The organism is Dyella thiooxydans (assembly GCF_001641285.1).
GTDB classification, from domain to species: Bacteria; Pseudomonadota; Gammaproteobacteria; order Xanthomonadales; family Rhodanobacteraceae; genus Dyella_A; species Dyella_A thiooxydans.
On record NZ_CP014841.1, the window covers coordinates 2,584,687 to 2,608,755 of the forward strand.

Annotated in this window: 28 protein-coding genes, 1 tRNA gene and 1 other RNA gene; 16 read left to right on the forward strand and 14 right to left on the reverse strand. The window is 69.1% G+C overall.

The features are described 5' to 3' along the window. The first annotated feature begins 73 nt into the window (after window positions 1-73). Window positions 74-583, forward strand: a complete 510-nt coding sequence (locus ATSB10_RS11770; RefSeq protein ID WP_063672998.1) for an FHA domain-containing protein — start codon at window positions 74-76, stop codon at window positions 581-583. After that, the gene (locus tag ATSB10_RS11775) at window positions 583-2,295 is read left to right on the forward strand and encodes a protein kinase domain-containing protein (RefSeq protein WP_063672999.1); all 1,713 of its coding nucleotides are present in this window, start codon (window positions 583-585) and stop codon (window positions 2,293-2,295) included. Before ATSB10_RS11770 ends, ATSB10_RS11775 begins: the two co-directional genes overlap by 1 nt. Before the next feature lie 6 nt (window positions 2,296-2,301). Here the strand turns inward: ATSB10_RS11775 and ATSB10_RS11780 are convergent, their stop codons facing one another. After that, on the reverse strand, window positions 2,302-3,198 hold the full coding sequence (locus ATSB10_RS11780; protein WP_063673000.1) for a LysM peptidoglycan-binding domain-containing protein: 897 nt from the start codon (window positions 3,196-3,198) through the stop codon (window positions 2,302-2,304). After that, window positions 3,179-4,081: a PP2C family protein-serine/threonine phosphatase gene (locus ATSB10_RS11785; RefSeq protein ID WP_063673001.1), complete on the reverse strand. Its 903-nt coding sequence runs from the start codon at window positions 4,079-4,081 to the stop codon at window positions 3,179-3,181. The genes ATSB10_RS11780 and ATSB10_RS11785 overlap by 20 nt, the downstream gene beginning before the upstream one ends. A 264-nt stretch (window positions 4,082-4,345) precedes the next feature. Between ATSB10_RS11785 and ATSB10_RS11790 the strand changes: the two genes are divergently transcribed. The 3 genes from ATSB10_RS11790 to pepQ all read left to right on the forward strand — a co-directional run bounded on the left by ATSB10_RS11790 (window position 4,346) and on the right by pepQ (window position 8,415). Then, window positions 4,346-6,616 carry a DUF1631 family protein gene (locus tag ATSB10_RS11790; protein WP_236886414.1) on the forward strand — a complete coding sequence of 757 codons (2,271 nt, stop codon included), beginning with the start codon at window positions 4,346-4,348 and terminating at the stop codon, window positions 6,614-6,616. Window positions 6,617-6,623: 7 nt separating this feature from the next. After that, on the forward strand, window positions 6,624-6,977 hold the full coding sequence (locus ATSB10_RS11795; RefSeq protein WP_063673003.1) for a PilZ domain-containing protein: 354 nt from the start codon (window positions 6,624-6,626) through the stop codon (window positions 6,975-6,977). 121 nt (window positions 6,978-7,098) lie between these two features. Then, window positions 7,099-8,415 carry a Xaa-Pro dipeptidase gene (gene pepQ, locus ATSB10_RS11800; protein ID WP_063673004.1) on the forward strand — a complete coding sequence of 439 codons (1,317 nt, stop codon included), beginning with the start codon at window positions 7,099-7,101 and terminating at the stop codon, window positions 8,413-8,415. Between the two features lie 19 nt (window positions 8,416-8,434). Here pepQ and cydB read toward each other — a convergent pair whose 3' ends face one another. Beyond that, window positions 8,435-9,445, reverse strand: coding sequence for a cytochrome d ubiquinol oxidase subunit II (gene cydB, locus ATSB10_RS11805; protein ID WP_063673005.1), 1,011 nt, complete (start codon window positions 9,443-9,445; stop codon window positions 8,435-8,437). Between the two features lie 3 nt (window positions 9,446-9,448). Continuing rightward, a complete protein-coding gene (locus ATSB10_RS11810; protein ID WP_063674465.1) occupies window positions 9,449-10,825 on the reverse strand; it encodes a cytochrome ubiquinol oxidase subunit I in 1,377 nt (458 codons plus the stop codon). A gap of 166 nt (window positions 10,826-10,991) precedes the next feature. Between ATSB10_RS11810 and ATSB10_RS19375 the strand changes: the two genes are divergently transcribed. Then, entirely contained in the window at window positions 10,992-11,135 is a 144-nt protein-coding gene (locus ATSB10_RS19375) for a hypothetical protein (RefSeq protein WP_157469210.1), read from the forward strand. A gap of 10 nt (window positions 11,136-11,145) precedes the next feature. Here ATSB10_RS19375 and ATSB10_RS11815 read toward each other — a convergent pair whose 3' ends face one another. Beyond that, window positions 11,146-12,411, reverse strand: coding sequence for an aminopeptidase P N-terminal domain-containing protein (locus ATSB10_RS11815; RefSeq protein WP_236886556.1), 1,266 nt, complete (start codon window positions 12,409-12,411; stop codon window positions 11,146-11,148). Window positions 12,412-12,464: 53 nt separating this feature from the next. After that, a complete protein-coding gene (locus tag ATSB10_RS11820) occupies window positions 12,465-13,028 on the reverse strand; it encodes a UPF0149 family protein (RefSeq protein ID WP_063673006.1) in 564 nt (187 codons plus the stop codon). Between the two features lie 100 nt (window positions 13,029-13,128). Between ATSB10_RS11820 and ATSB10_RS11825 the strand changes: the two genes are divergently transcribed. From ATSB10_RS11825 to rpiA, 6 genes are all read left to right on the forward strand, one after another. Then, entirely contained in the window at window positions 13,129-13,353 is a 225-nt protein-coding gene (locus tag ATSB10_RS11825) for a TIGR02449 family protein (RefSeq protein WP_063673007.1), read from the forward strand. A gap of 1 nt (window position 13,354) precedes the next feature. Then, window positions 13,355-13,669 (forward strand): cell division protein ZapA, encoded by a 315-nt coding sequence (locus ATSB10_RS11830; RefSeq protein WP_063673008.1) that lies wholly within the window; start codon window positions 13,355-13,357, stop codon window positions 13,667-13,669. A gap of 57 nt (window positions 13,670-13,726) precedes the next feature. Beyond that, a non-coding RNA gene (gene ssrS, locus ATSB10_RS11835) (6S RNA) lies at window positions 13,727-13,914 on the forward strand. 91 nt (window positions 13,915-14,005) lie between these two features. Beyond that, complete coding sequence (locus ATSB10_RS11840) at window positions 14,006-14,623, forward strand: 5-formyltetrahydrofolate cyclo-ligase (RefSeq protein WP_063673009.1); 618 nt, start codon at window positions 14,006-14,008, stop codon at window positions 14,621-14,623. Beyond that, complete coding sequence (locus tag ATSB10_RS11845; protein ID WP_236886415.1) at window positions 14,620-15,087, forward strand: EVE domain-containing protein; 468 nt, start codon at window positions 14,620-14,622, stop codon at window positions 15,085-15,087. Before ATSB10_RS11840 ends, ATSB10_RS11845 begins: the two co-directional genes overlap by 4 nt. Window positions 15,088-15,126: 39 nt before the next feature. Further along, window positions 15,127-15,762, forward strand: a complete 636-nt coding sequence (gene rpiA, locus ATSB10_RS11850) for a ribose-5-phosphate isomerase RpiA (protein ID WP_063673010.1) — start codon at window positions 15,127-15,129, stop codon at window positions 15,760-15,762. Window positions 15,763-15,894: 132 nt separating this feature from the next. Here rpiA and ATSB10_RS11855 read toward each other — a convergent pair. The 3 genes from ATSB10_RS11855 to rplM form a co-directional block, all read right to left on the reverse strand. Next, a tRNA-Gln gene (locus tag ATSB10_RS11855) sits at window positions 15,895-15,969 on the reverse strand. Window positions 15,970-15,981: 12 nt separating this feature from the next. After that, a complete protein-coding gene (gene rpsI / locus ATSB10_RS11860; RefSeq protein ID WP_063673011.1) occupies window positions 15,982-16,374 on the reverse strand; it encodes a 30S ribosomal protein S9 in 393 nt (130 codons plus the stop codon). A 9-nt stretch (window positions 16,375-16,383) separates the two neighbouring features. Continuing rightward, window positions 16,384-16,812, reverse strand: coding sequence for a 50S ribosomal protein L13 (gene rplM / locus ATSB10_RS11865; protein WP_063673012.1), 429 nt, complete (start codon window positions 16,810-16,812; stop codon window positions 16,384-16,386). Between the two features lie 254 nt (window positions 16,813-17,066). Between rplM and coq7 the strand changes: the two genes are divergently transcribed. After that, window positions 17,067-17,708, forward strand: a complete 642-nt coding sequence (gene coq7 / locus ATSB10_RS11870; RefSeq protein ID WP_063673013.1) for a 2-polyprenyl-3-methyl-6-methoxy-1,4-benzoquinone monooxygenase — start codon at window positions 17,067-17,069, stop codon at window positions 17,706-17,708. A 66-nt stretch (window positions 17,709-17,774) separates the two neighbouring features. On the opposite strand, the gene speD is transcribed toward coq7, so the two are convergent. Next, window positions 17,775-18,560: an adenosylmethionine decarboxylase gene (gene speD, locus ATSB10_RS11875; RefSeq protein ID WP_017463029.1), complete on the reverse strand. Its 786-nt coding sequence runs from the start codon at window positions 18,558-18,560 to the stop codon at window positions 17,775-17,777. Window positions 18,561-18,854: 294 nt separating this feature from the next. Here speD and crp point away from each other — a divergent pair, with 294 nt between their 5' ends. Beyond that, window positions 18,855-19,550: a cAMP-activated global transcriptional regulator CRP gene (crp, locus tag ATSB10_RS11880; RefSeq protein WP_026107441.1), complete on the forward strand. Its 696-nt coding sequence runs from the start codon at window positions 18,855-18,857 to the stop codon at window positions 19,548-19,550. Between the two features lie 57 nt (window positions 19,551-19,607). On the opposite strand, the gene ATSB10_RS11885 is transcribed toward crp, so the two are convergent. The 4 genes from ATSB10_RS11885 to ATSB10_RS11900 form a co-directional block, all read right to left on the reverse strand. Next, a complete protein-coding gene (locus tag ATSB10_RS11885; RefSeq protein WP_063673014.1) occupies window positions 19,608-20,309 on the reverse strand; it encodes an HAD family hydrolase in 702 nt (233 codons plus the stop codon). A gap of 5 nt (window positions 20,310-20,314) precedes the next feature. After that, complete coding sequence (gene trpC, locus ATSB10_RS11890; RefSeq protein WP_063673015.1) at window positions 20,315-21,109, reverse strand: indole-3-glycerol phosphate synthase TrpC; 795 nt, start codon at window positions 21,107-21,109, stop codon at window positions 20,315-20,317. A 66-nt stretch (window positions 21,110-21,175) separates the two neighbouring features. Continuing rightward, entirely contained in the window at window positions 21,176-22,225 is a 1,050-nt protein-coding gene (gene trpD, locus ATSB10_RS11895) for an anthranilate phosphoribosyltransferase (protein ID WP_063673016.1), read from the reverse strand. Continuing rightward, a complete protein-coding gene (locus tag ATSB10_RS11900) occupies window positions 22,222-22,821 on the reverse strand; it encodes an anthranilate synthase component II (RefSeq protein ID WP_063673017.1) in 600 nt (199 codons plus the stop codon). The genes trpD and ATSB10_RS11900 overlap by 4 nt, the downstream gene beginning before the upstream one ends. Window positions 22,822-22,968: 147 nt before the next feature. On the opposite strand from ATSB10_RS11900, the gene ATSB10_RS11905 reads away from it, so the two are divergent. Next, complete coding sequence (locus ATSB10_RS11905; RefSeq protein WP_063673018.1) at window positions 22,969-23,163, forward strand: hypothetical protein; 195 nt, start codon at window positions 22,969-22,971, stop codon at window positions 23,161-23,163. Between the two features lie 43 nt (window positions 23,164-23,206). Continuing rightward, window positions 23,207-24,004, forward strand: a complete 798-nt coding sequence (locus tag ATSB10_RS11910) for an N-acetylmuramoyl-L-alanine amidase (protein WP_063673019.1) — start codon at window positions 23,207-23,209, stop codon at window positions 24,002-24,004. The last annotated feature ends 65 nt before the right edge of the window (window positions 24,005-24,069 follow it).

Genomic DNA, 24,069 nt, shown 5'->3' on the forward strand with positions numbered 1-24,069 from the left:
CGTCACAGGACGGCACCGACGACGCACTCCGGCAGGAAGCCTCCTTTCACCCACGCAAGGCGCTCTTCCACGCATGAACGGACCCGCTCCCACCCATGGCCGTCTCTCCGGCACGCAAGGCACCCGGTTGTTCACCGCCGAGGAGCTGCGCGAGTACGCGGTCGCCTTCTCGCCGCCGGTGGAGGAGCGCGCCAGCGTGGCCCAGCCGGTGCTGGCCGGCCGCGGACCGGGCTTCGACAAGCTGCGCTTCCCGCTGCGCACCGGCAAGCAGACCATCGGCCGGCGAAGCGACAACGACATCGTGCTGGACGACCCCAGCGTCTCGGCCTCGCACGCCTGGCTGATCAACCAGCAGGGCCACTACGTGATCATGAATACGCTGTCGACCAACGGCGTGTTCGTCAACGGCCGCCGCGTGCACGAGGCGATCCTGCGCCATGGCGACCGCATCCGTCTCGGCCAGGCGGAATTCGTGTTCCTGACCCGCGAGCGCGGGGTCGGCCGGTTCGGCCGCGTAGCCTGGATCGCCGGCGCGGGTGTACTTCTTGCCGGCATCGGCGCCCTGGCCTGGTGGCTGCACTGATGCTCTCGGCCGTCCGCGATCCGCAGCGGCCGAAGATGCTGGGCCGCTACCGCATTGAGGGCCTGCTCGGCACCGGCGCCATGGCGGTGGTCTACGCCGGCTACGATCCGCAGATCGAACGCGAAGTGGCCATCAAGTGCCTGCATGCGGGCGTGGCGGCGGACGAGGGCTACCGGCGCCGCTTCCTGGTCGAGGCACGCGCTGCCGGCCACCTGAGCCATCCGCACATCGTCACCCTGTTCGATGCCGGCCAGACCGACGACGGCCGCCCCTACATCGCGATGGAGCGGCTGTCCGGCGACACCCTGGCCAGCCGTGCCGCGAAGGACGGCCTGCCACCGTTGCCGACCGTGATCGAACTGGCGATCCAGATGGCCTCGGCGCTGGACTACGCCCACGCCCACGGCGTGGTGCACCACGACATCAAGCCGGAAAACATCATGCTGGCCGACGGCTGGCGCCACGCCAAGATCGCCGACTTCGGCATCGCCGAGCGGCGCGGCGCGCAGCGCAACAGCGGCGGCCCGCGCACCGAGGTCGGCGGCACCCCGGCCTACATGGCGCCGGAGCACCTGCGCGGCGAGCGGACCGACGCCCGCAGCGACCTGTACTCGCTCGGCGTGGTGCTCTACTGGCTGCTGGCCGGGCGCCTGCCCTGGAGCGAAACCGAGGACGTGCTGCGCCTGATCGAGGAGCGCCAGCAATCCCCGCTGCCGCCGCTCGAGCCGATGGACGTGGCGGCGCCGTCGATCCTGATCGACATCGTGCACACCCTGCTGGCGCCGGACGCGGCCACCCGCTATCAGCGCGGCAGCGAGGTGGTGGCGGACCTGCAACTGGCCAAGCGCGAGTACGAGCGTCTGCACGAGCAGCCACTGGTGGGGCGCATCGTGTCGCTGCGACTGCGCTGGTCCGCCCTGCTCGGTGTCACGCTCAGCCTGGTGCTGCTGGTCGGCATGATCGCGATCTACGCCATGCAGGGCCGCGCGGTGAGCGGGCTGGCGCTGGATTTCGGCAGCTCGCTCGGTCGCATGGTCGCCAGCGAGTCGGCCGAAGACCTGCTGCTGGGTGACCATGCCGCCACCCGGGCGCTGGTCGAGGACATGGCCCGCAACCACCAGATCCGCTACCTGGCCATCGCCGACCGCGACGGCCAGGTGGTGGCCAGCACGCAGCCGCGGGAGGTGGGGCTCGGCCTGCCAGCGCTTCCCGCGACGCCGCTGGCACGCCGCGGCGACATCGACAGCTACCGCGAAGACCGCGGAGGCGGCGACGGCCTGCTGCTGTTCAACGCGCCGATCCAGTACCAGGCGGCCAACGTCGGCACCCTGCGGCTGGGGATCAGCCGCACGCCGCTGCGTGCCGCCCAGAGGACCACCCTTGGGGTGATCGTGACCGTCCTGGGGGTCACCCTGGTCGCGGTGCTGTTCGCCGCCTATGTCCTGTTCCGTCGCCTGCTCGGTCCGCTCGCGCTGATCGGCGACGCCATGCTGCGCGTGGCGCGTGGCGACCTTCGCTATCGCATCCGGCTGGTGCGACAGGACGAGCTGGGACGTCTGTTCGCCGCCTTCAACCTGATGGCCGGTGCGCTGCAGTCCCGCCAGCGGCGCCCCCTGGCCACGCGCACGCAGCGATCGCCTGGAGCGGTGGCCTCGCTGGAAGGCAGTCATCGGCCACCGACCACCCGCACCCGCCCGTCCCCGGGCGAGTAATCCCGTTCAGAGCTGCTTGAGTCGGCGCTGCAACTCCAGCGCCCGCGCGCGGTAGGCGATGGCCGGCTCGTAGCCCGGCTCGATCGCCAGCACGCGGTCCCACAGGGCGATCGCCGGCGTCAGCTTCTGGTCGCGATACAGCACGATGGCCCGCTCGTGGCAGGTGGACACCAGCTGCTGGCGCAGCGCGCCGGCGGCTCCCCGATCCGAGGCCAGACCCGGGTCCTCCTTCAGGGCATCGTCCAGCTTCGCCATCGCCTGGGTCTCCCGACCGGCACGCAGCAGCGAAAGGCTCTCGCGCTGCAACGCCTGTGAGCGAGCGGCAGTCGAACCGGACGACACCTCGGCCGCGGCCGGAGTGGGCGATCGCGCCTCGCCCCGGCGGCTCTTCGGCAACTTCACCTTCTGCCCCACCCACAGGCGGGACGGATCGTCCGATCCGTTGTAGCGGGCCAGGATCAGGAACTGGCGGCCGTCGCCGAGATAGCGCTTGGCCAGGGTGCTGAACGACTCTCCCGCCTGCACCTCGTGGACCTGCGCCGGCGGACCGAGCCGTTCGCGCGGATCGTCGGTGAGCTGGTGCAGCAGATCCTCGGCGGCGCGGTCGCCGGGATGAGCCTCGAGGTAACGGCGAAGATAGCGCTCGCCCTCCTCGTAGTGCCCGCGCTGCAGCTGGCGGTTGACGATCCAGGCCAGCGGATGCAACTCGACCGGCGGCGGCGCGGGGGCCGCGACCGGGGCCGGAGGCGGTGCAGGCGGTGCCGGCGCGACTTTCGGCGGCGGATGCAACAGGCCCTGCAGCTGGGCACAGCCGCCGAGGGTCAGCAGCAGGGGCAGCCAGATCAGGCGCCGGGCCGGACCAGGCACATGCCGGGTGGAAGAATCAACGTGGCTCAGAGTCATGCAACGAAACCTGTCGACCGGAAAGTGGGGCACGGGTATGCCCGGGAACGGCGAACCTGCCAAGGATCCTGGACCATGCGCGCCGCATCGACGCCAGCACGTGAAAAGCGGCTGGCTCCGCGCGGACGAGGATGAGGGCGGCATTGTCGCCTTCCCCCCGTCCCCGGCGCAGCACCAGCGAGAGCGCCTCGCGCACGGCGAGCGAGGGGTCGGCATAATCGGCGAACGCGGCCAGCTCCGCCCCGGACAGGTGCGCCCAAACGCCATCGCTGCACAGGGCGAAGCGCTGGTCGCGCCGCCGCGGCGCGTAGCCATGCTCGACCTCCGGCCGGCGTGCACCACCCAGCCCCCGCAACAACTGATGCTGGTCCGGCGCGCTGCCGGCCTGGTCTGCGGCCAGTTCGCCGCGCCGGACGCGCTCCTGCACCAGACTGTGGTCCTCCGTGCAGCCCGCGACGCGGTGGTGCTCGATACGGTAGAGCCGGCTGTCGCCGACATGCGCCCAGAAGGCGTGTCGCCCCTTGAGAAGCAGTGCCACGATGGTCGCGCGGGGGGAGGCATCGGCCAGCGCCGCCCCACGCCGCAGCAATTCGAGATGCGCCTCCTGGCAGAACTGCTCGAGAAACACCGCGCCGGGCAGGTTGCGCCAGTCACCCCGCGTCCAGAGCGACTTCGCGGCGGCGATCACCCCCGCCGAAGCCAGTTCGCCGGCGCCCTCCCCACCCATGCCGTCCGCCAGAACCAGCAGCCAGGTCGCGGAAAGCGGATCGTGCAGGCACACCAGGTCGTCCTGCTGGGTGGGTCGCCCACCCCGGCAGCGCCCGGCGCCGACCGTGCCCCAGCACGGCGCGTCGATCGTCGCGATGTCGATCTGCTGCTCCACCGGTTGCTGCCGCCCCTCCGTCCACGCCGATGGCGTGGGCCTACGATACGGGGCTTGCGGCAAGCTGCCTTCCGCCGACTTCCAGGATCGTGACGTAACCGACGTATCCGGCATAGACTCGTTGCCCCGGGGGAGTTCTCAAGGTCAGCCATGGATGTAGAACCGCATGAGCCAGGCCAGCCGTCGCCGCAAGGCGGCGGTCACGGGCGACCGAGCGACCACTGGTCGGGGCGCGCGCGTCGCCTGATCGAACGCTGCCAGACGATGAGCACCGATTGGCTCAAGCAGCCGGTGCGGGCCTGCCTCGACGAACTCGAGCGCCAGTTGTTCGCCCTGTCCGAAGGTGCCCGCGATCCGTTCGACCAGCAGCGCCATTTCAACGTGCGCCAGCGCGTCATGGCCGAACGCGGGTCGCTCGAAGCCCGCTTCCTCGCGCGCATCGGCGAGGCCTTCCAGCAGCTCGGCCCCGGCACCGGGCCCAGCGCCACGGACGAACCCAGGCTGCTGCAGCTGAGCCTGGTGGACACCACCGAACACGAGATGACGGTCGCGCTCGACAAGCTGGCCGCCCGCGGCGAGGCCCGGGGCGGCGGCGCCCTGTACGAACTGGGCTACCGGCTTGCCGTGCTGGTCGCCGCGCCGCCGCTGGAGGGCGGCGCCATCCCCGTGGGACCGCTGACCCTGGCACGCGCGCTGCGCAGCGCCACCGCGGCCATCGAGCTGCCGGTCGAACACGACCTGTTGCTGTTGCGCTGCCTGGAAACGGCGCTGTTGCCGGAATTGTCCGGGTTCTACAGTGCGCTCAACGCCATGCTGGAAAAGGAGGGCATCCTGCCACTCCTGCGCCCCTACCCGTTGGTGCGCCCCGCCGCCGTCCCGGCCCGCAGCGGCGGAGCAGCGGGAGTGGCCGGCACGCCGTCGGCTGCCGCGCCGGCAGCAACGGCCCCCGGGTCGAACATCGCCGCGGGAGCGCCGTCCGATCACGCCCATGCGGACGAGCCGATCGCGGTGCTCGACAGCCTGCGCGAGCTCCTCGCGCGACGTCGGCGCAGCCCGGCCGCCTATGGCGGCGAGCCGGTCGAGGCGGCCACGCCGGAGGAGCTGCAGACCGCCCTGTCGGCGCTGCAGAAGCACCTCTCCCTGGTCGCCGACAAGGCCACCCGCGAGCTGCGCAGCGCGCAGCTGCTGCGCGAGGAACTGCTGACCCAGCTCAACGCGGACAAGCCCGTGGACGCGCCGCGCACGGGCCTGAGCGCCGAGCAGGGAGACACGGTCGAACTGGTCTCGATGCTGTTCGAGCAACTGTCGCAGCAGACCCAGCACAGCGAAGGCACGCACGCACTGCTCGGCGGCCTGCAGTTGCCGGTGCTGCGCATGGCGGTCAGCGACCGCAACTTCTTCGACCAGAAGGAGCACCCCGCCCGCCAGTTGCTGGGCACCGTCACCGAGGTGGCCAACGACTGGCTGGACGATTCCGGCAGCGATGCCGACCGGCATCTGCGTGCCAAGCTCGAACAGCTGGTGGAGCGCGCCAATCGCGAGCCGCCCAGCGCGGGCCTGTACACGGCACTGCTGGCGGACATCCAGCAACACCTGACGCTGCTCACGCGCAAGGCACAGGCGACCGAGCGCCGCCACATCGAGGCGATGCAGGGACGCGAGCGGCTCGACCAGGCGCGCCAGCGGGCGGCGAAGCTGATCGGCGAACGCTTCGCCCACGACCCGCCGCGCGGCCTGTTGCGGGCCCTGCTCGATCGCGCCTGGTCCGACGTGCTGGCGCTGACCATCCTGCGCCACGGCGAGGACAGCGACGCGGTAGCCGCACAGCTGCTCATCACCGACCAGTTGCTCGGACGCAAGCCGGTCGCCGACCGGGCGCAGCTGCAGGCGGACGTCGAGGCCGGCCTGCAGCAGATCGGCATGCACCACGAGGAAGCGATCCAGGTGGCCCAGCGCCTGGTGAACCCGGGCGACACGCCGGCCCCGATGGCCGGCGGCGAGACGCTGAGCACCACCGATCTGGCGCTGCGCCTGAAGCAGCACCAGCGGCTGGGTGAGCACCAGCAGCCGGCGGCGCCCGTAGCGGCCCCTACCGTGCCGCCCGCGGCGACGACGGTGGAGACGACGGCGGCAGCGGAATCACCGGCGAAGACGGGGCGCGAGCGCAGGGAGCCGACGACACGACCACCGGCGCGGCGCGAGCCCGCGGTGGATCCGCGCGAGATCGAGACACAGGAGCGGCTGCGCCTGCTCCCGTTCGGTCGCTGGTTCGAGTTCACCGACCGCAAGACCGGCAAGACCAGCCAGCGCAAGCTGGCCTGGTTCTCGCCAGTGTCCGGGCAGACCCTGTTCGTGAATCGCCGCGGCATCCGCACCGACGACATCAGCCTGCCGCAGCTGGCGCACGAGATCGTCAAGGGCCGCGTGCGCGAGCTGGGCGAGATGAAGGAATCGTTGCTCGACCGGGCCTGGCACTCGCTCACCGGCAACCTGCTGCGCACACCGAACGGCCGCCCCGGCCGGACGGCATATTGAGGCCGCCATGAACCCTCCATTCCCGTCCAGCGAGCAGCGCCGCGCCGAGCGCAAGCGCGTCAACTTCACCGCCGTGGTCACCGATGTGATCGCCGGCAAGCCGATGGGCTTTCTCGGCAACCTCTCGGCCGGTGGCATGCTGCTGATCTGCCAGCAGGCCCCGCGCGAGGAGGCGATCTACCAGGTGCAACTGCCGCTGCACGGACTCGGCCCGCAGCCGCAGCACATCGAGGTCGGGGTGCAGGCCCAGTGGCAGGAACGCCCTGCCGCGTCCGGCCAGGTCTGGGCCGGCTTCCGCATCATCGCCATCGGCAAGGAAGACACGGCCGTGCTCGAACGCTGGCTGGCCCTGCCCCACTGAACCGGCTTCCGGGTGGCACGACCCGGCGACGCTTTGCGATCATGGAAGGCCCACGCGCACCTTGCGCGTCCCCACGGCACCGCGCGACGTCCGCGGCGCCCCGTCGAGAGGACCCCGCCCCATGACCGATCTCGCTCCCCTGTACGCCCGTCATCTGGCCACGCTGCGCGAGCGCGCCGACCAGGCACTTGCGCGCGGCGGCTTCGATCACCTGCTGGTGGCCGCCGGACAGCCGGGCACCAAGTTCCTCGACGACAACCATTACCCGTACGCGGTGAATCCGCCGTTCAAGCACTGGGTGCCGCTGGTCGACGCGCCGGGCAGCTGGATCGCCTACACGCCGGGCGCGAAGCCGAAGCTGGTGTTCCTGCAGCCGCGCGACTACTGGCATGTGGTGCCCGAGGCGCCGTCCGGCTACTGGGTGGAGCACTTCGACATCGTCACCGTGCGAACCGCCGAAGAGGCGATCGCGCAGTTGCCGAAGCACAACGCCGCGGTGATCGCCGAAGCCTGTCCGCCGATGGAGGGCGTGGAGGCGAACAACCCGAAAGCGGTGCTGGATTACCTGCACTACTACCGCGCCTACAAGTCGCCGTACGAACTCGCGCTGATGCGCGAGGCCAGCCGCACCGGCGCGCGCGCGCACCGCGCCGCCGAACGGGCGTTCCGCGCTGGCGAGAGCGAGCTGGGCATTCATCAGGCTTATCTCGCCGCCGCCGGGCAGACCGACGCCGAGCTGCCCTACTCCAGCATCGTCGGTCTCAACGAGCACGGCGCAGTGCTGCACTACATGGCACTGGGGCGCACGCGGCCGGCGCAGTCGCGCTCGCTGCTGATCGACGCCGGTGCCAGCGCCAGCGGCTACGCCAGCGACATCACCCGCACCCATGCCGCCACCGGCCACGACGATTTCCAGGCACTGATCGACGCGATGGATGCCGTGCAGCAGGCCCAGGTGGCCAGCGTGAAAGCCGGCACCGACTACGCCGCGCTGCACGTGCAGGCGCACCATCAGCTGGCGCGGGTGCTGGCCGAACACGGGCTGGTTCGGATGAGCCCGGAGAGCGCGGTGGAAAGCGGGGTCACCCGCGCGTTCTTTCCACACGGACTGGGGCATTCGATCGGCCTGCAGGTGCACGATGTCGGCGGCTTCGCCAGGAACGACCGCGGCGACACCGTGCCGCGTCCGGACGGCCACCCGTTCCTGCGCATGACCCGCACGCTGGAACCGGGCATGGTGGTCACCATCGAGCCCGGCCTGTACTTCATCGACATGCTGCTGGAGGAAGTGCGACAGGCTCCGGCCGGCAAGGACGTCGACTGGGCAAAGGTCGAGACGCTCAAGCCCTACGGCGGCATCCGCATCGAGGACGATGTGGTGTGCACCGACGGCGCCCCGGAGAATCTGACCCGCGACGCCTTCGCCGCGCTCGGCTGACCGGCCGGGCGGCACGGCCTCAGTGGTAGCCCGCGTCGCCCGCAAGCTTGCCGCGGAACACGCGGTACGAATACACCGTGTAGGCGAGCACGGCCGGTATCAGGAACGCCGCACCCACCAGCACGAAGCCCTGCGAGGACGGGGGCGAGGCGGCCTCCCAGATGCTCAGCGCCGGCGGCACGATGTTCGGCCAGATGCCCACCACCAGACCGATGAAACCCAGCAGGAAGAACCCGAGGGCGTAGACGAACGGCTGCGCCTCGCGCCGGTGGATCACCGAGCGCCACAGCATCACCGCACACACCGCGGTGAGCAACGGCACCGGAGACAGGTAGAGGAAGTTGCCGCCGGTGAACCAGCGCTGCATCAGCGCCGAATGCAGCGTCGGAAGCGAGGCGCTGACGATCAGCATGAACACGATCACCGCGACCATCAGCGGGCGGGTGAGATCAAAGGCGATCTGCTGCACGCGGCCCTCGGTCTTGAGGATCAGCCAGGTCGCGCCCAGCAGCGCGTAGCCGCACACCACGGCCACCCCGGTCATCACCGCGAACGGGCTGAACCAGTCGAATGCGCCGTGCACCTGGCCCGGAGCCAGTGGCGCGATGCCGTCCACCAGCGCGCCCAGGATCACCCCCTGGGCGAAGGCCGCCAGCACCGAGCCGACGTGGAAAGCCAGCCCCCACAGCCAGCGCGAGGTGTGCGCCTTGAAGCGGAACTCGAAGGCGACCCCGCGGAAGATCAGCGCGATCAGCATCGCCAGGATCGGCAGGTACAGACTGGACAGGACCAGTGCGTAGGCTTTGGGAAACGCCGCCAGCAACCCCGCGCCGCCGAGTACCAGCCAGGTCTCGTTGCCGTCCCAGATCGGCGCGGCGGTGTTCATCATGTGGTCGCGCTGGTGTTCGTCGTCGGCGAACGGGCTGAGGATGCCCAGCCCCAGCACGAAGCCGTCCAGCAGCACGTACATCATCACGCCGAAGCCGATGATGAAGTACCACACCACGGGGAGCACGGTCGCAAGGTCCATGGCCTACTCCTCGATCGCGTCCTGCGGCACCGACAGCGGGCGCGCCGGCGTCTGGTGCGGCGCCGTCCCGCGCACCGGTGCCGGCACCGGTCCAGTGCGGAACAGCTTCACCAGGTAGTACAGCCCGGCGCCGAAGATGCCCAGGTACACCACCACGAAGGTCGCCAGCGAGGCCAGCACGCTGCCCACCGGCAGGGGGCTGGACGCCTCGGACGTGCGCATCACCCCATACACCACCCACGGCTGCCGTCCGACCTCGGCCACCCACCAGCCGGTGAGCACGGCGATGAAGCCGGACGGGATCATCGCCACCCACGCGCGCAGGTACCCGGGCTTTTCCAGCGTGCCGCGGCGCCAGCGCCACAGGCCGACCAGCGCCAGCCCCAGCATCGCGAAACCCAGCCCGACCATGATGCGGAAGGAGAAGAACGGAATGGCCACCGGCGGCCGCTGGTCGGCGGGGAAATCCTTCAGGCCCTTCACTTCGCCGTGCAGGCTGTGGGTGAGGATGATGCTGCCCAGCCGCGGCACGTCGATCGCGTAATGGTTCGTCTCGGCCCGCTCGTCGGGCCAGGCGAACAGGGTCAGCGGCACGTCGCGGCGGGTTTCCCAGCGCGCCTCGATCGCCGCCAGCTTGGCCGGCTGGTTCCGGTGCACCTCCAGCCCGCTCATGTCGCCGACCGCGATCTGCAGCGGGATCACGATGGCGAGGAAGGCCAGCGCCAGCTTGAGCGTCGCACGCGACTTGTCGGCGAAGCGCCCATTCAGCAGGTACCACGCCGAGACGCCGCCGATCACCATCGCGGTGGAGATGAACGCGCCCAGCACCATGTGCGGCAGGCGCACCGGGAGGGACGGGTTGAAGATCACCTTCATCCAGTCGTCCGGGTAGAACACGCCGTCGCGCAGCACGTAGCCGGCCGGGGTCTGCATCCAGCTGTTGGCCGCCATGATCCAGAAGGTCGAGATCAGCGTGCCCAGCGCCACCATGCAGGTAGCGAAGAAGTGCGTGCGGTCGCTCACCTTGCGCCAGCCGAACAGCATCACGCCGAGGAAGGTGGCCTCGAGGAAGAACGCGGTCAGCACCTCGTAGTTGAGCAGCGGGCCGATCACGTTGCCCGCGGCCTCGGAGAAACCCGCCCAGTTGGTACCGAACTGGAAGCTCATCACGATGCCCGACACCACGCCCATGCCGAAGGCCACGGCGAAGATCTTCAGCCAGAAGAAGTACAGGTCGCGCCACAGGTCGGTGCGCCTGACCAGCCACACGCCTTCCAGGAAGGCCAGCCACGAGGCCAGCCCGATCGAGAACGCCGGGAACAGGATGTGGAAGGACACGACGAAGGCAAACTGCAGTCGTGACAGGAACTCGGCCGTCAACATGATCGACTCCTCACGCGCTTGCGGTCCGATGGCCTGTACGTCCGCACGCGGCGAACGGGTCCGCCGTGCGACGAAACGCCCGGCGGCCATCGACCGTGCCGGGCATGCCGCGCCACGGCAGGGCATCGACGCGCTAGTCTGCTGCGTCCCGCGTGGAGATCCGATGAGCATGGCCGGCCCCCGTTCCGCTCCGCACCGCCGTCGCCGGCCGGCCGCGTCGCCGTGGCGCGAGGTGCTGCCGGTGCTGCTGGCGAAGCTGGTCGCCGCAGCGGCGCTGGGCTGGATCCTGTTCGTCGCGGCCCGCTGAGGCGGTCCGGTCAGCGCGCGGCGAGCACGGCCTCGAGCGCCTCCGGCTCCTTCGGCACCGCGGCGGTGAGCACCTCGTGACCGCGGCGGGTCACCGCCACGTCGTCCTCGATGCGGATGCCGATCCCGCGCCAGCGTTCCGGAACGTCGCGGTCGCCCGGCGGCACGTAGATGCCCGGTTCCACCGTCACCACCATGCCCGGCTCCAGCTCGCGCGGCTCGCCGTCGATGCGGTAGTCGCCCACATCGTGCACGTCCATGCCCAGCCAGTGGCCGGTCTTGGCCGGGAAGAAGCGGCGGTAGCTGCCGGTGGCGATCGCCGTCTCCGGATCCTCGCGCAGCAGACCCAGCGCGCACAGGCCTTCGGTGATCACCCGCACGGCGGCCAGGTGGGCGGCATTGAACGGCCGCCCCGGCATCACCTCGTCGATCGCCGCCAGCTGGGCGGTCAGCACGATGTCGTACAGCGCGCGCTGCTCGCGCGACCAGCGGCCGCCGACCGGATAGGTACGGCTGATGTCCGAGGCATAGCAGTCCACCTCGGCGCCGGCATCGACCAGCAGCAGCTCGCCGTCCCGCAGCGGGGCACGGTTGGCGGTGTAGTGCATGGTGCAGGCGTTGGCGCCGGCAGCGACGATCGGCGGGAACGCGGCGACCGCACCGCGCAGGCGCATCGCGCGCTGCAGTTCGGCCTCCACTTCGAATTCGTGCCGCCCCGGCAGGGCGACCCGCATCGCGGCCAGGTGCGCGTCGGCGGCGACGTCGGCCGCCGCGCGCATCAGCTTCAGCTCGGCCGGCGACTTGAACAGCCGCAGGTCGTGCAGCAGGTGGCCCAGTGCGACGAACTCCTTCGGCACCACGCCGCCACCGCGCAGCTGGCGCAGGCGGCGCATCCACGCCAGCAGCTGGGCATCGAACTGCGGCTCGCTGCCGAAATGGCAGTAGACCCGGGCGCGGCCCTCGATCATGCCTGGCAGGATGTCGTCGATGTCGTCGATCGGGAAGGCGTCGTCCATCCCGTATTCGCCCACCGCACGCTCGGTGCCGATCGATTCGCCGTGCCAGCGCTCGTGCTCGGCGTCCCGCTCGCGGCAGAACAGCACCGCCTCGCCGTGCTTGCGCCCGGGCAGCAGGGCCAGCACCGCGTCGGGCTCGGGAAAACCGGCGAGGTACTGGAAATCCGAGTCCTGCCGGTACGGCCAGGCCGCGTCGGCGTTGCGCAGGCGCTCGGGCGCCGCGGCGACCAGCACCACGGCGTCTTCGCCGGCCATGTGCATCAGCTGGCGGCGGCGGCGGGCAAATTCGGCCGGGGTGATCACCGCACCAGGGATCAGTGGATCGTGCCGTTGCCGGCCGCCGGATCGCGGGCGCACTCGGCGTGCAGCAGCATCGCGCTCATGCGGACGAACTCGTGCACTTCGATCAATGCGTCCTCGTCCTCGGTCTCGTCGCCGAAATCGAGCTGGGACGAGGCGATGGTGGCCAGGTCGCGCAACACCTCCTGCGCCTCCTCGGACAGTTTGCCGTGGGCGTCCGCCCCGGCGAGGCCGAAGCCGCCCAGGAAACCGCGGCACCAAGCCACCGTCGCCTCGGCGCGCTCGGCGATGGGGCGGTCGTCCTCCGGCAGCAGTGGCTCGAACCCCAGCTCGGGGTCCGCCAGCTGGGTGGCCGCCTGCTGAGCCAGACGATCGAGCAGGGTCGCATCGGCGCCCGCCGGGGTGGCGCCATCGCCATCCAGCTGAAGAACGGCCAGTACCGGCTGGCGACCGAAACGGCCACCCGCCGCAAGGAATCCACACACCGAGCCGTCCAGCTCGCTGGGGTCGGTCGCCAGCTTCAGGCGATGGGTCAGGTCGTCCAGGTCGTCGAATTCGACGCGGGCGGGGGCCGTCATGGCGGGCTCCTTGGGGATCGGAGCGGCAGTCTAACGCCTCGTCGACGGAGCGTGCCGCAGCCGGCTGTTTTGGGCGAACGCACTGGTATAGTCTGCCGGCATGAGCACGCCCCCCGACCTCCAGCAGGAACTCGATGCGCTGAACCGCCAGGTCGATCAGCTGGTCGACACCGTGCGGCGGCTGACCGAGGAGAACCGCAGCCTGCGCCACAGCCAGGAGCAGCTCGCTACCGAGCGTGCCGGCCTGATGGCCCGCAACGAGCAGGCGCGCGGCCGGGTGGAAGCGATGATCCAGCGCCTGAAAGCCCTCGAGAACAACAGCTGACATGAATGCTCCAGCCAGCGAACCTGTCGCGCTGCGACTGATCGACCGCGAATTCCTGATCGCCTGTGCCCCGGAAGAGCGCGAGGGGCTGCTGGAGGCGGCCAGCTATCTCGACCGCAAGATGCGCGAGCTGCGCGCCAACGCCAAGACGCCGGGCTTCGACCGCCTCGCCGTGCTGGCGGCGATCAGCGTGACCCACGAGTTTCTTGCATTGCGCAAGCAGCACTCCGGCGCGGACCAGAGCGTGACCGACCGCATCGCCGCGCTGCGCCGCAAGCTCGAGGCGGCGCTCGAACCGGCCCCGCCGCGCGGCTGAATCCTGCGCACCGGCATGCACACAGCGATGACCGGTTGCTGGTAAAATCGACCCCGGCGTTTTCTGCGGTGTGCGCCAGCACACTCTTACATTTGCCTTGTTCCTAAATACGGCCCCGGGTCGGTTTCTTTCTGGCTGTTGTGCATGTCCGCCGCGTGCGGAAAGCCTCGAGGCCCGATAAGCCCTCCCACCTGATCCATCGTGGATCAAGGTCGTTTGGTGGGCAGCGGCATCGCGGTTGACGCCACCTTTTCCTGCACCGGCCGACGCCCCGCGTCGGCCGGCGTGCTATCGGCAGCGCCGCGCCCGGCGCGCCCCATCGGGAGACGCGCGACCGTGGATGCCACCGCCCAGCGACGCGAGCTTCGCCAGCGCCTGACCGAGCAGCGCAAGGCACTCAGCCCGCAGCAGCGGATCGCCGCAGCCCAGGGCCTGCGCCGCAGCCTGGAACAGCTGCCCGAGTACCACACCGACGCGCGCGTGGCAGGCTATTGGGCCGTCAACGGCGAGTTGGCGCTGAACCTGGTGATCCCGCCCCTGCTGGCGCGCGGCCAGCAATTCCTGCTGCCCCTGCTCGAGAGCGGACGCCAGTTGCGGTTTGCACCGTGGCAGGCCGGCGACGCGGTGGAACCGAACCGCCACGGCATTCCCGAGCCGGTCCGGGTCGAGCGGCCGCTGGCCCCGTTCCAGCTCGACCTGGTGCTGGTGCCACTGCTGGCCTTCGATCGCCGTGGCCAGCGCCTGGGTTACGGCGGCGGCTACTACGACCGCAGCTTCGCCTTCCTCAACGAACAGGCCCGCCCGACCGAGCCGCTGCTGGTGGGCATCGGCTACGACTTTCAGGAAGTGCAGGCGATCGAACCCGCGCGCTGGGACGTGCCACTGGACTTTGTCGCCACCGACCGCGAACTGATCGACTGCCACGCCGAACGCGAGAGCGAGACCCACGCATGAGCCCTGCCCGCATCGCCCACTGGCTGATGAAGTCCGAGCCCGACACCTTCTCCATCGACGACCTGGCCACGCGCGGCCGCGAGCCGTGGGACGGCGTGCGCAACTACCAGGCGCGGAACTTCATGCGCGACGGCATGCGGGTGGGCGATGGCGTGTTCTTCTACCACTCCAACTGCGCCGAACCAGGCATCGTCGGACTGGCCGAAGTGGTTTCCGACGCCTATCCGGACCCCAGCCAGTTCGATCCGAAGAGCGATTATTTCGACCCGGGCGCCAGCCGCGACAATCCGCGTTGGATGCTGGTCGACGTGGGTTTCGTGCGCAAACTCAAGCGCACGATCACGCTCAGGGAACTGCAGGCCCTGCCGGCCCTCGCCGACATGCCGCTGGTACGCAAGGGCAACCGCCTCTCGGTGATGCCGGTGAAGGCCAGCGAATGGAAGACCATCCTCGGCCTGGAATGACCCGGCCTTTCCCAATCTCCCGCCCCGGAACTCCCGACCATGAGCAACGAAAAGAAACTTGCCGGCGAAGCCGCCATCCGCTTCGTCGATGATGGCGCCATCGTCGGTGTCGGTACCGGCTCGACCGTGGCCTATTTCATCGAGGCGCTCGGCGCGATCCGCGACCGCATCAAGGGCGCCGTCTCCAGCTCCGAGCAGTCCACCGCGCTGCTGAAGAAGGTCGGCATCGAGGTGCTCGATCTCAACGCCACCGGCGAGCTCACCCTGTACGTGGACGGCGCCGACGAATGCGACCCGCACAAGCGGCTGATCAAGGGCGGCGGCGCCGCACTGACCCGCGAGAAGATCATCGCCGAGGCCAGCGGCAAGTTCGTCTGCATCATCGATTCGAGCAAGCAGGTCGACCTGCTGGGCAAGTTCCCGCTGCCGATCGAAGTGATCCCGATGGCGCGCAGCCTGGTGGGGCGTGAGATCGCCCGCCGCGGCGGCCACCCCGTGTGGCGGGAAGGCGTGGTCACCGACAACGGCAACTGGGTGATCGACGTGCACGGCTGGCAGATCACCGACCCGGTGGCGCTGGAGGCCGACCTGAACCAGATTCCCGGCATCGTCACCGTGGGCCTGTTCGCCCGTCGTCCCGCCGACGTCGTGCTGGTCGGCGATCGCGAGGTCTGATCGAAGATGCGCCGGACCCCGGTCCTGCGCACCTGCCCGACACCACCGCAGGCTATGGAGACATGGCCAACAAAAAACCCGCCGGAAGGCGGGTTTTTCGTACCAGTCGATCATGCTGACCGGTGTCTTGTTTGGCAGCCCCGGATGGATTCGAACCACCGAATGCCTGAGTCAGAGTCAGGTGCCTTACCGCTTGGCGACGGGGCTATGGAACGTAGTTTAGCGCTTCGAGAACTGCGTGGCACGACGTGCCTTGTGCAGACCGATCTTCTTGCGCTCGACCTCACGGGCGTCGCGGGTCACGAAACCAGCCTTGCGCAGCGGCTGCTTCAGGGCTTCGTCGTACTCGACCAGCGCGCGGGCGATGCCCAGGCGGATCGCGCCGGCCTGGCCGGTGATACCACCGCCGGCAACCGTGACGGTGATGTCGAACTTGTCGGTGTTCTGGGTCAGTTCGAGCGGCTGGCGCACGATCATGCGCGAGGTCTCGCGACCGAAGAACTGGTCGAGGGTCTTGCCGTTCACCGTGATCGCACCGCTGCCCTTGCGCAGGAACACGCGAGCGGCGGAGGTCTTGCGGCGGCCGGTGCCGTAATTCTGCTGAATCGCCATGATGGTTCCTTAGATTTCCAGCGCCTGCGGCTGCTGTGCGGTGTGCGGGTGCTCGGCGCCGCCGTACACCTTGAGCTTGCGGTACATCGCGCGGCCCAGCGGGTTCTTCGGCAGCATGCCCTTGACCGCGATCTCGATCACGCGCTCCGGATGGGTGGCCAGAAGATCACGCAGGTTGGTGCTCTTCAGGTTGCCGACGTAGCCGGTGAAGCGGTGGTACATCTTGTCGTCCAGCTTCGCGCCGGTGACCGCCACCTTCTGCGCGTTGACCACGACGATGTAGTCGCCGGTATCGACGTGCGGGGTGAACTCCGGCTTGTGCTTGCCGCGCAGGCGGCGCGCAATCTCGGTGGACAGACGACCGAGCGTCTTGTCCGTGGCGTCGATCACGAACCAGTCGCGCTTGACGCTTTCCGGCTTGGCGCTGAACGTTTTCATTTCTGGATACCTGTAGGCCGCCAAGGAGGCGGTGAGGGAATCGGGTCAAACAAAGGTGCGGGATGATAGCCGAGCTTTCATCCTCTGCACAAGCCCACTCTTGGTGAGCTGCGAGCCGGCAAGGATAGCACGGGTCGCCACGGATTTGAAAACCCCGCGGTACCATGCCAACGGCATGGCGGCGACATGCCGCTTGGCCGGAACCCGGGCATGTCGTCCAATAAGGGCCCGTGCAGCGCTTCCGGAGACAACCCATGTCGGTACGCCATCTCTCGTCCCTGGATCGCATGATCGCGGGCTTCGAACGCGCCCTGGAGACGGTCGCCGGCACGCCGGAAGCTGCCCATCCCTCGCCCGCACGGGGCATCGAAGAGGCCGGGCTGGAGCCGGCGGAGCGCCGGCATGCCGCGGGCCTGATGCGCATCAACCACACCGGCGAGGTCTGCGCCCAGGCGCTGTACGACGGCCAGGCGGCACTGGCCCGCAGCGAGGACACCCGTCGGCACCTGCTGCACGCTGCCGCCGAGGAAACCGACCATCTGGCGTGGTGCGCCGAGCGCCTGCGCGAACTGGACAGCCGCCCCAGCCTGCTCAACCCGCTGTGGTATGCCGGCAGCTACGCGATGGGAGCCGTGGCCGCCCTGGCAGGCGATCCGGTCAGCCTGGGCTTCGTGGTCGAGACCGAACGTCAGGTCGAAGCCCACCTGGCCGAGCACCTGGAGACGCTGCCGGAACAAGACCTGCGCTCGCGCGCGGTGCTGCAACGGATGCAGGCCGACGAGGTCCGCCATGCGGACGAGGCGGAGGCGCGCGGCGGTATCGAGTTGCCGTTCCCGATCCCGCCGCTGATGCAGCTGACCTCGCTGCTGATGAAGAAGGTCGCCTACCGCGTCTAGCGTCCCGGGCGACGCCGACGCGCCGGACCAAGCCATGAAAAAACCCGCCTTCCGGCGGGTTTTTCGTCACATCAGGTTGCGGCCGTGGAACAGTTCCTCGATCTCGCGTCGCAGCAGCGACTCGATGCGCTGGCGCTCCTTGAACGAGAGGTCGTCGGCATGTGCCTCGAACAGATACGTATCCAGGTCGAAGTCCTTGATATGCATCTTGGTGTGGAACATGTTCTCCTGGTACACGTTGACGTCGAACATCTCGTACTTCTGGCGGATGTGGCGCGCCAGGTAGTCCTGCACCGAGTTGATCTTGTGGTCGATGAAGTGCTTCTTGCCCTTCACGTCGCGGGTGAAGCCGCGCACGCGATAGTCAGCGATCACGATGTCCGACTCGAAGCTGTCGATCAGGTAGTTCAGCGCCTTCAGCGGCGAGATCACGCCGCAGGTGGCCACATCGATGTCCGCGCGGAAGGTCGCGATGCCGTTGTGCGGATGCGTTTCCGGATAGGTGTGGACGGTGATGTGACTCTTGTCCATGTGCGCCACCACCGCACCCGCGATCGAGTCGCGACCGAGCTTCTCCACCACCGGCTCCTCGGAGATGAGGATGGTGACCGAGGCACCCTGCGGGTCGTAGTCCTGGCGCGCGATGTTGAGGATGTTCGCGCCGATGATCTCCGCCACGTCGGTGAGGATCTGGGTCAGGCGATCGGCGTCGTACTGCTCGTCGATGTATTCGATGTAGCGCTGGCGCTGCTCCTCTGACACCGCGTAGCAGATGTCGTAGATGTTGAAGCTCAGGGCCTTGGTCAGGTTGTTGAAGCCCTGCAGGCGCAGGCGCGGGAGTGGTTTCACCACGGCAACTCTCCATGACCGCGCGGCGGCCAGCAAAAGAGGCGGGTTAGCGACAAGGGTCCCCGCTGGATGGTACGGCACGAAAGGCAAGCTTCCGCGACCCTTGTGACCGGCGCGAGACATGTCGCCGGTGCCGGAAGACCGCCAAGTATGGGGTAAAACGGCGCAAAACTGAAAGTGGCGTTCCCGCCACGGTTTGCCATAATGCGACGTCACAGGGGATAAACGCGTACGCTCACGTCGGGCCGGCCCGCTCACCGGGGGCAGCCCTAGGCATTTCAGACAGCGGGAAACACCGTGGCGCAACTCAAATATCAACTGCAGCAAGCATTCGAGCGGTCCCAGGCTCCCCTGGGCTTCGCCCCGGACCCGGCCTCCATGGAGCGCTTCCTCGCGCTCTGCCACCGCCGCCGATACCCGGGCAAGACCGCGATCATCCGCCCCGGCGACCCCGCCAACACGCTCTACTACGTGATCGAGGGCTCGCTCGCCGTCTGCACCGAAGACGAACAGGGCCGCGAGCTGATCCTGGCCTACATCAGCCGCGGCCAGTTCATCGGCGAGATGGGGTTGTTCGTGGAGCAGGCCCAGCGCGAGTCGATGGTGCGAACCCGCACGCCGTGCGAGATGGCCGAAATCAGCTACGAACGCCTGTTCCAGCTGATGGAAGGCCAGCTGCGCGAGGAGTGCCCGAAGATCCTCTTCGCGATCGGCGCGCAGCTCACCAACCGCCTGCTGCGTACCTCGCGCCAGGTCAGCCGCATGGCGTTCATGGACGTCACCAACCGGATCTCGCGCACCCTGCTGGACCTGTGCCAGGAGCCGGACGCGATGACCCACCCGGACGGTACCCAGATCCGCATCTCCCGCCAGGAGGTCAGCCGCATCGTCGGCTGCTCGCGTGAGATGGTGGGCCGCGTGCTCAAGCAGCTCGAGGAGCAGGGCATGATCACCGTGTCGGGCAAGACCATCGTGGTGCTGGGCACCCGCTGAGCGGATCCCGCGACCGCACCAGGAGAAAGCGGCGCCGGGCGCCGCTTTTTTCTTGCCTCAGTACCAGGCCACCCGCTCGACGCTGCGGCCGAGCGCCCGCTCCACCTGCTTGCACAGCTTGGGCGAGCCGTTGACCAGCACCGGCTCGGCCGCTTCCCTGAGCATCGGGATGTCCAGCGCCGAGTCACCATAGGCCCGGTCCCAGCGCGCCACGCCGGCTTCGGCCAGCGACTGCAGCTTGCGCTGGCCGATGTTGTGCCGCCTGACCCGCATGCCCAGCCAGCCAGGCGCCAGCTCCGATGCGACCAGTTCCACCTCGGGCAGCCCCAGCTCGTCGAGCAGCCCGCGCGCGAGGATCCGCTCGCACCCCGTGACGACGATCACCCGGTCACCCTCAACCTGGTGGCGGCGCAGGGCCTGCAGCGCGTCGCGCTGGAACTGCTTCGGGCGACGCACCAGTCGACCGGCGAAGCCCAGGGCCTGCTCGCGGTAGCGGCGCTCGTCCAACCCCAGCAGCCCCACGTGGACCACCGTGCGCACCGCGGCACGCCACGAGAACGGGCGCACCAGCGCCAGCCATGGCAGCGCCGGCAACAGCAGCAGCTTGCGCCCCATGCCCGAATAGCGCTCGCGCATGAACAGGTCGAACGAGTCGGCCACGGTGATCACGCCATCGAAATCGAACAGCACGATGCGCGGCCCGCCCGCCGCCGCTGCCGGCACCGCGTCGTCCGGCACCGTCGCCCCTGGATCGTCCATCGGGATCAGTCCGCTTCGAACAGGCGCTTCAGCTCGGTGCCCGGATCCACCGCGCGCATGAACGCCTCGCCGACCAGGAAGGCGTGCACGCCGGCCTCGCGCAGCTGACGCACGTGTTCGGGCGTGTGGATGCCGGACTCGGCCACCAGGATGCGGTCGTACTCGACCAGCGGCTGCAGTTCCAGCGTGGTTTCCAGCGTGGTCTCGAAGGTGCGCAGGTTGCGGTTGTTCACGCCGATCATCGGCACCGGCAGCGCCTGGGCGCGCTCCAGTTCCTCGGCGTCGTGCACTTCGCACAGTACGTCCAGATCCAGTTCGGCCGCCAGCAGCGAGAGATTCATCAGTTCCGCGTCGCCGAGCGCGGCGACGATCAGCAGGATGCAGTCGGCACCGATCGCGCGGGCCTCGTACACCTGGTACGGATCGATCACGAAATCCTTGCGCAGGATCGGCAGCGAGCACGCCTCGCGCGCCTGGCGCAGGAACTCCTCGCTGCCCTGGAAGAAGTCCTTGTCGGTCAGCACCGACAGGCAGGCCGCGCCGGCGGCCTCGTAGCTGCGCGCGATCGCACCGGGGTCGAAATCGGCGCGGATCACGCCCTTGCTCGGGCTGGCCTTCTTCACCTCGGCGATCACCGCCGGCAGGCCGGCGTCGATCTTCGCCTCCAGCGCGGCGGCGAAACCACGGGTGCCCGGCATGTCGGCCACGCGCGCAGCCAGCTCGTCCAGGGACAGCATGGCGCTGCGCTCGGCGATTTCTTCCGTCTTGCGGGCAAGTATGCGTTGCAGGATGTCGGCCATGGTCGTGGTGTCGTTGGGCGCCGCGGCAGCGGCAGTCGAACAGGGCACCGCACCCGGGTCGGGGCGTCAGGTACCGGCGAGGCGTCGGGTGGTGGCGACGAACTGCTGTAGTTTCGCACGTGCGGCGCCGCTGGCGATGGTCCTGCGCGCCAGCGCTATACCATCGTCGATACTGTCCACCACATCGGCTGTGTACAGCGCCGCACCGGCGTTCAGGCAGACGATGTCGTGCGCAACCCCATGCGCGCCCTTCAGGGCATCCTCGAGCATGGCGCGCGACTCGGCCACGCTCTCCACCCGCAGGTTGCGGCTGGAGGCCATCGCCAGGCCGAAATCCTCCGGCTCGATCTCGTATTCGCGGACCTGGCCGTGGCGCAGCTCGCCGACCAGGGTCGCCGCGCCCAGCGAGATCTCGTCCATCCCGTCACGGCCCCACACCACCATCGCATGCTGCGCACCGAGCTGCTGCAGCACGCGCACCTGGATGCCGACCAGATCGGGATGGAACACGCCCATCAGGATGTTCGGCGCACCGGCGGGGTTGGTCAGCGGACCGAGGATGTTGAACAGGGTGCGCACGCCCATCTCCCTGCGCACCGGCGCGACCACCTTCATCGCCGGATGGTGGTTCGGTGCGAACATGAAGCCGATCTCGGTCTCGGCCATGCAGGTGGCGACCTGGTCGGGCCTGAGGTCGATCGAGGCACCCAGCGCTTCCAGCACATCGGCGCTGCCGGACTTGGACGACACGCTGCGCCCGCCGTGCTTGGCCACGCGCGCACCGGCCGCCGCCGCAACGAACATCGAGGCGGTGGAGATGTTGAAGCTGGACGCGCCGTCGCCGCCGGTGCCGACGATGTCGACGAAGTGCCCGTGCGATGGCGCCTCAACCTTCGCCGACAGCTCGCGCATCACGCGCGCCGCGCCGGTGATCTCGCCGATGGTCTCCTTCTTCACGCGCAGGCCGGTGATAATTGCCGCGGTCATCAGCGGGCTGACCTCGCCACGCATGATCTGGCGCATCAGCGCGATCATCTCGTCGTGGAAGATCTCGCGGTGTTCGATCGTGCGCTGCAGGGCCTCCTGCGGCGTGATGGTGATTTCGCGCAGGGTCATGCCGCGAGCTTCCGTGCCGGCAGGCCGAGGAAATTCGCCAGCATGGCGTGGCCGTGCTGGGTCAGAATCGACTCCGGGTGGAACTGCACGCCCTCGATCGGCAGGGTCTTGTGGCGCAGACCCATGATCTCGTCGATCGAGCCATCGGCGTTTTCGGTCCAGGCGGTCACCTCCAGGCAATCCGGCAGGGAATCCTGCTCGACCACCAGCGAGTGGTAGCGGGTCGCCTCGAACGGATCGGGCAGTCCGGCGAACACGCCCTGCCCGCGATGGCGCACCGGCGAGGTCTTGCCGTGCATGATCTGCTTGGCGCGGATCACCCGGCCGCCGAACGCCTGGCCGATCGCCTGGTGGCCCAGGCAGACGCCGAAGATCGGCAGCTCGCCGGCCAGCTCGCGCAGGATCGCCAGCGACACGCCGGCGTCGTCGGGGGTTCCCGGCCCGGGCGAAATCATGATGTGCGACGGCTTCAGCGCGCGGATCGCGGACACGTCCAGCGCATCGTTGCGCACTACCTTCACCTCCTGCCCCAGCTCGCCCAGGTACTGCACGAGGTTGAAGGTGAAGCTGTCGTAGTTGTCGATCATCAGGAGCATGGGGAGCGCCGAGTGGCCGTGAACGTGGAGCGGCCATGATAGCCAGCCGGCGCAGGCTCGTGCAGGCGTGAGCCAGGATCGCGCCGTTTGCGCCGGGGCGCTTGTCGCTGCATGCTCCAGCGGAGTTACCGCACAAGGACCCGTGGGATGGACTACGTGGAAATCGCCCTGCTGCTCGGCGGCTTCGTGCTGCTCGTGCTCGGCTACCGGCGCCACCACCGGGGCTGGCTGGTGGCCGCGGCGCTGTTGCTGTTCCTGTCCGGCAACCTCCGCCCGATGGTCAGTGGCTTCGTCGATGGCTGGAACTCGGTGGGCGGTCCGGTGGCGTCGGCCACGCACTGAAGATGGAGCAGGCAGAGCCACGGCCAGCCGCAGGAGCAAGGAAGTGAGCGCGATCCTGCGCGGCGGGCGCGGGCTCCTCACGCTCGTCGCAGGCCTGGCCTTGCTCGCCGCCTGCAGCCACGCGCCACCGCGCAATCCGCTGGCGACCTGGACACCCTCTCCCAACCATGATTTTCGACGTCCGCTACTGATCGTGCTGCACTTCACCGGGGACGACTCGACGCAACAGGCGCTGGATACCCTGCGCACCGGCAACGACAGCGGGCCGGTCAGCGCGCACTACCTGATCGACCGCGACGGCCACATCGATCAGCTGGTGCCGGACCAGTGGCGCGCCTGGCATGCCGGCAGCGGGCGCTGGGGCACCATCACCGACCTCAACTCCGCCTCGATCGGCATCGAGCTGGACAACAACGGCCACGAGCCCTTCAGCCAGCCGCTGGTCGACAGCCTGCTGCGCCTGCTCGGCGACCTCACCACGCGCTTGCACATCCCGCCCACGCAGATCATCGGCCACGAAGACCTGGCGCCCACGCGCAAGGACGACCCGGGCCCGTCCTTCCCGTGGGGCGAGCTGGCCCAGGCTGGCTTCGGCCTGTGGCCGAGGGGACCGCTGTGCGATCCGCCCGCCGGCTTCGACCCGTGGATGGCGCTGGCCGTGGTCGGTTACCCGCTGGACGACCGGCCGGGCACGGTGCGCTCGTTCCACCACCACTTCCGCGCGATGCAGGGCGAGATGCTGGATACGGAGGATGCGCGCATCCTCTACAACCTTGCGCAGCAGATCGATGGCGGCGGCAACGTCTGTTCGGCACCCGCCGCACCAGCGGGCGGCGGCTGAAAAGGCCAACCCACCGTCGATCTCTGTAGGAGCCCACCCTGTGGGCGACCGAACCGGCGAGTCGC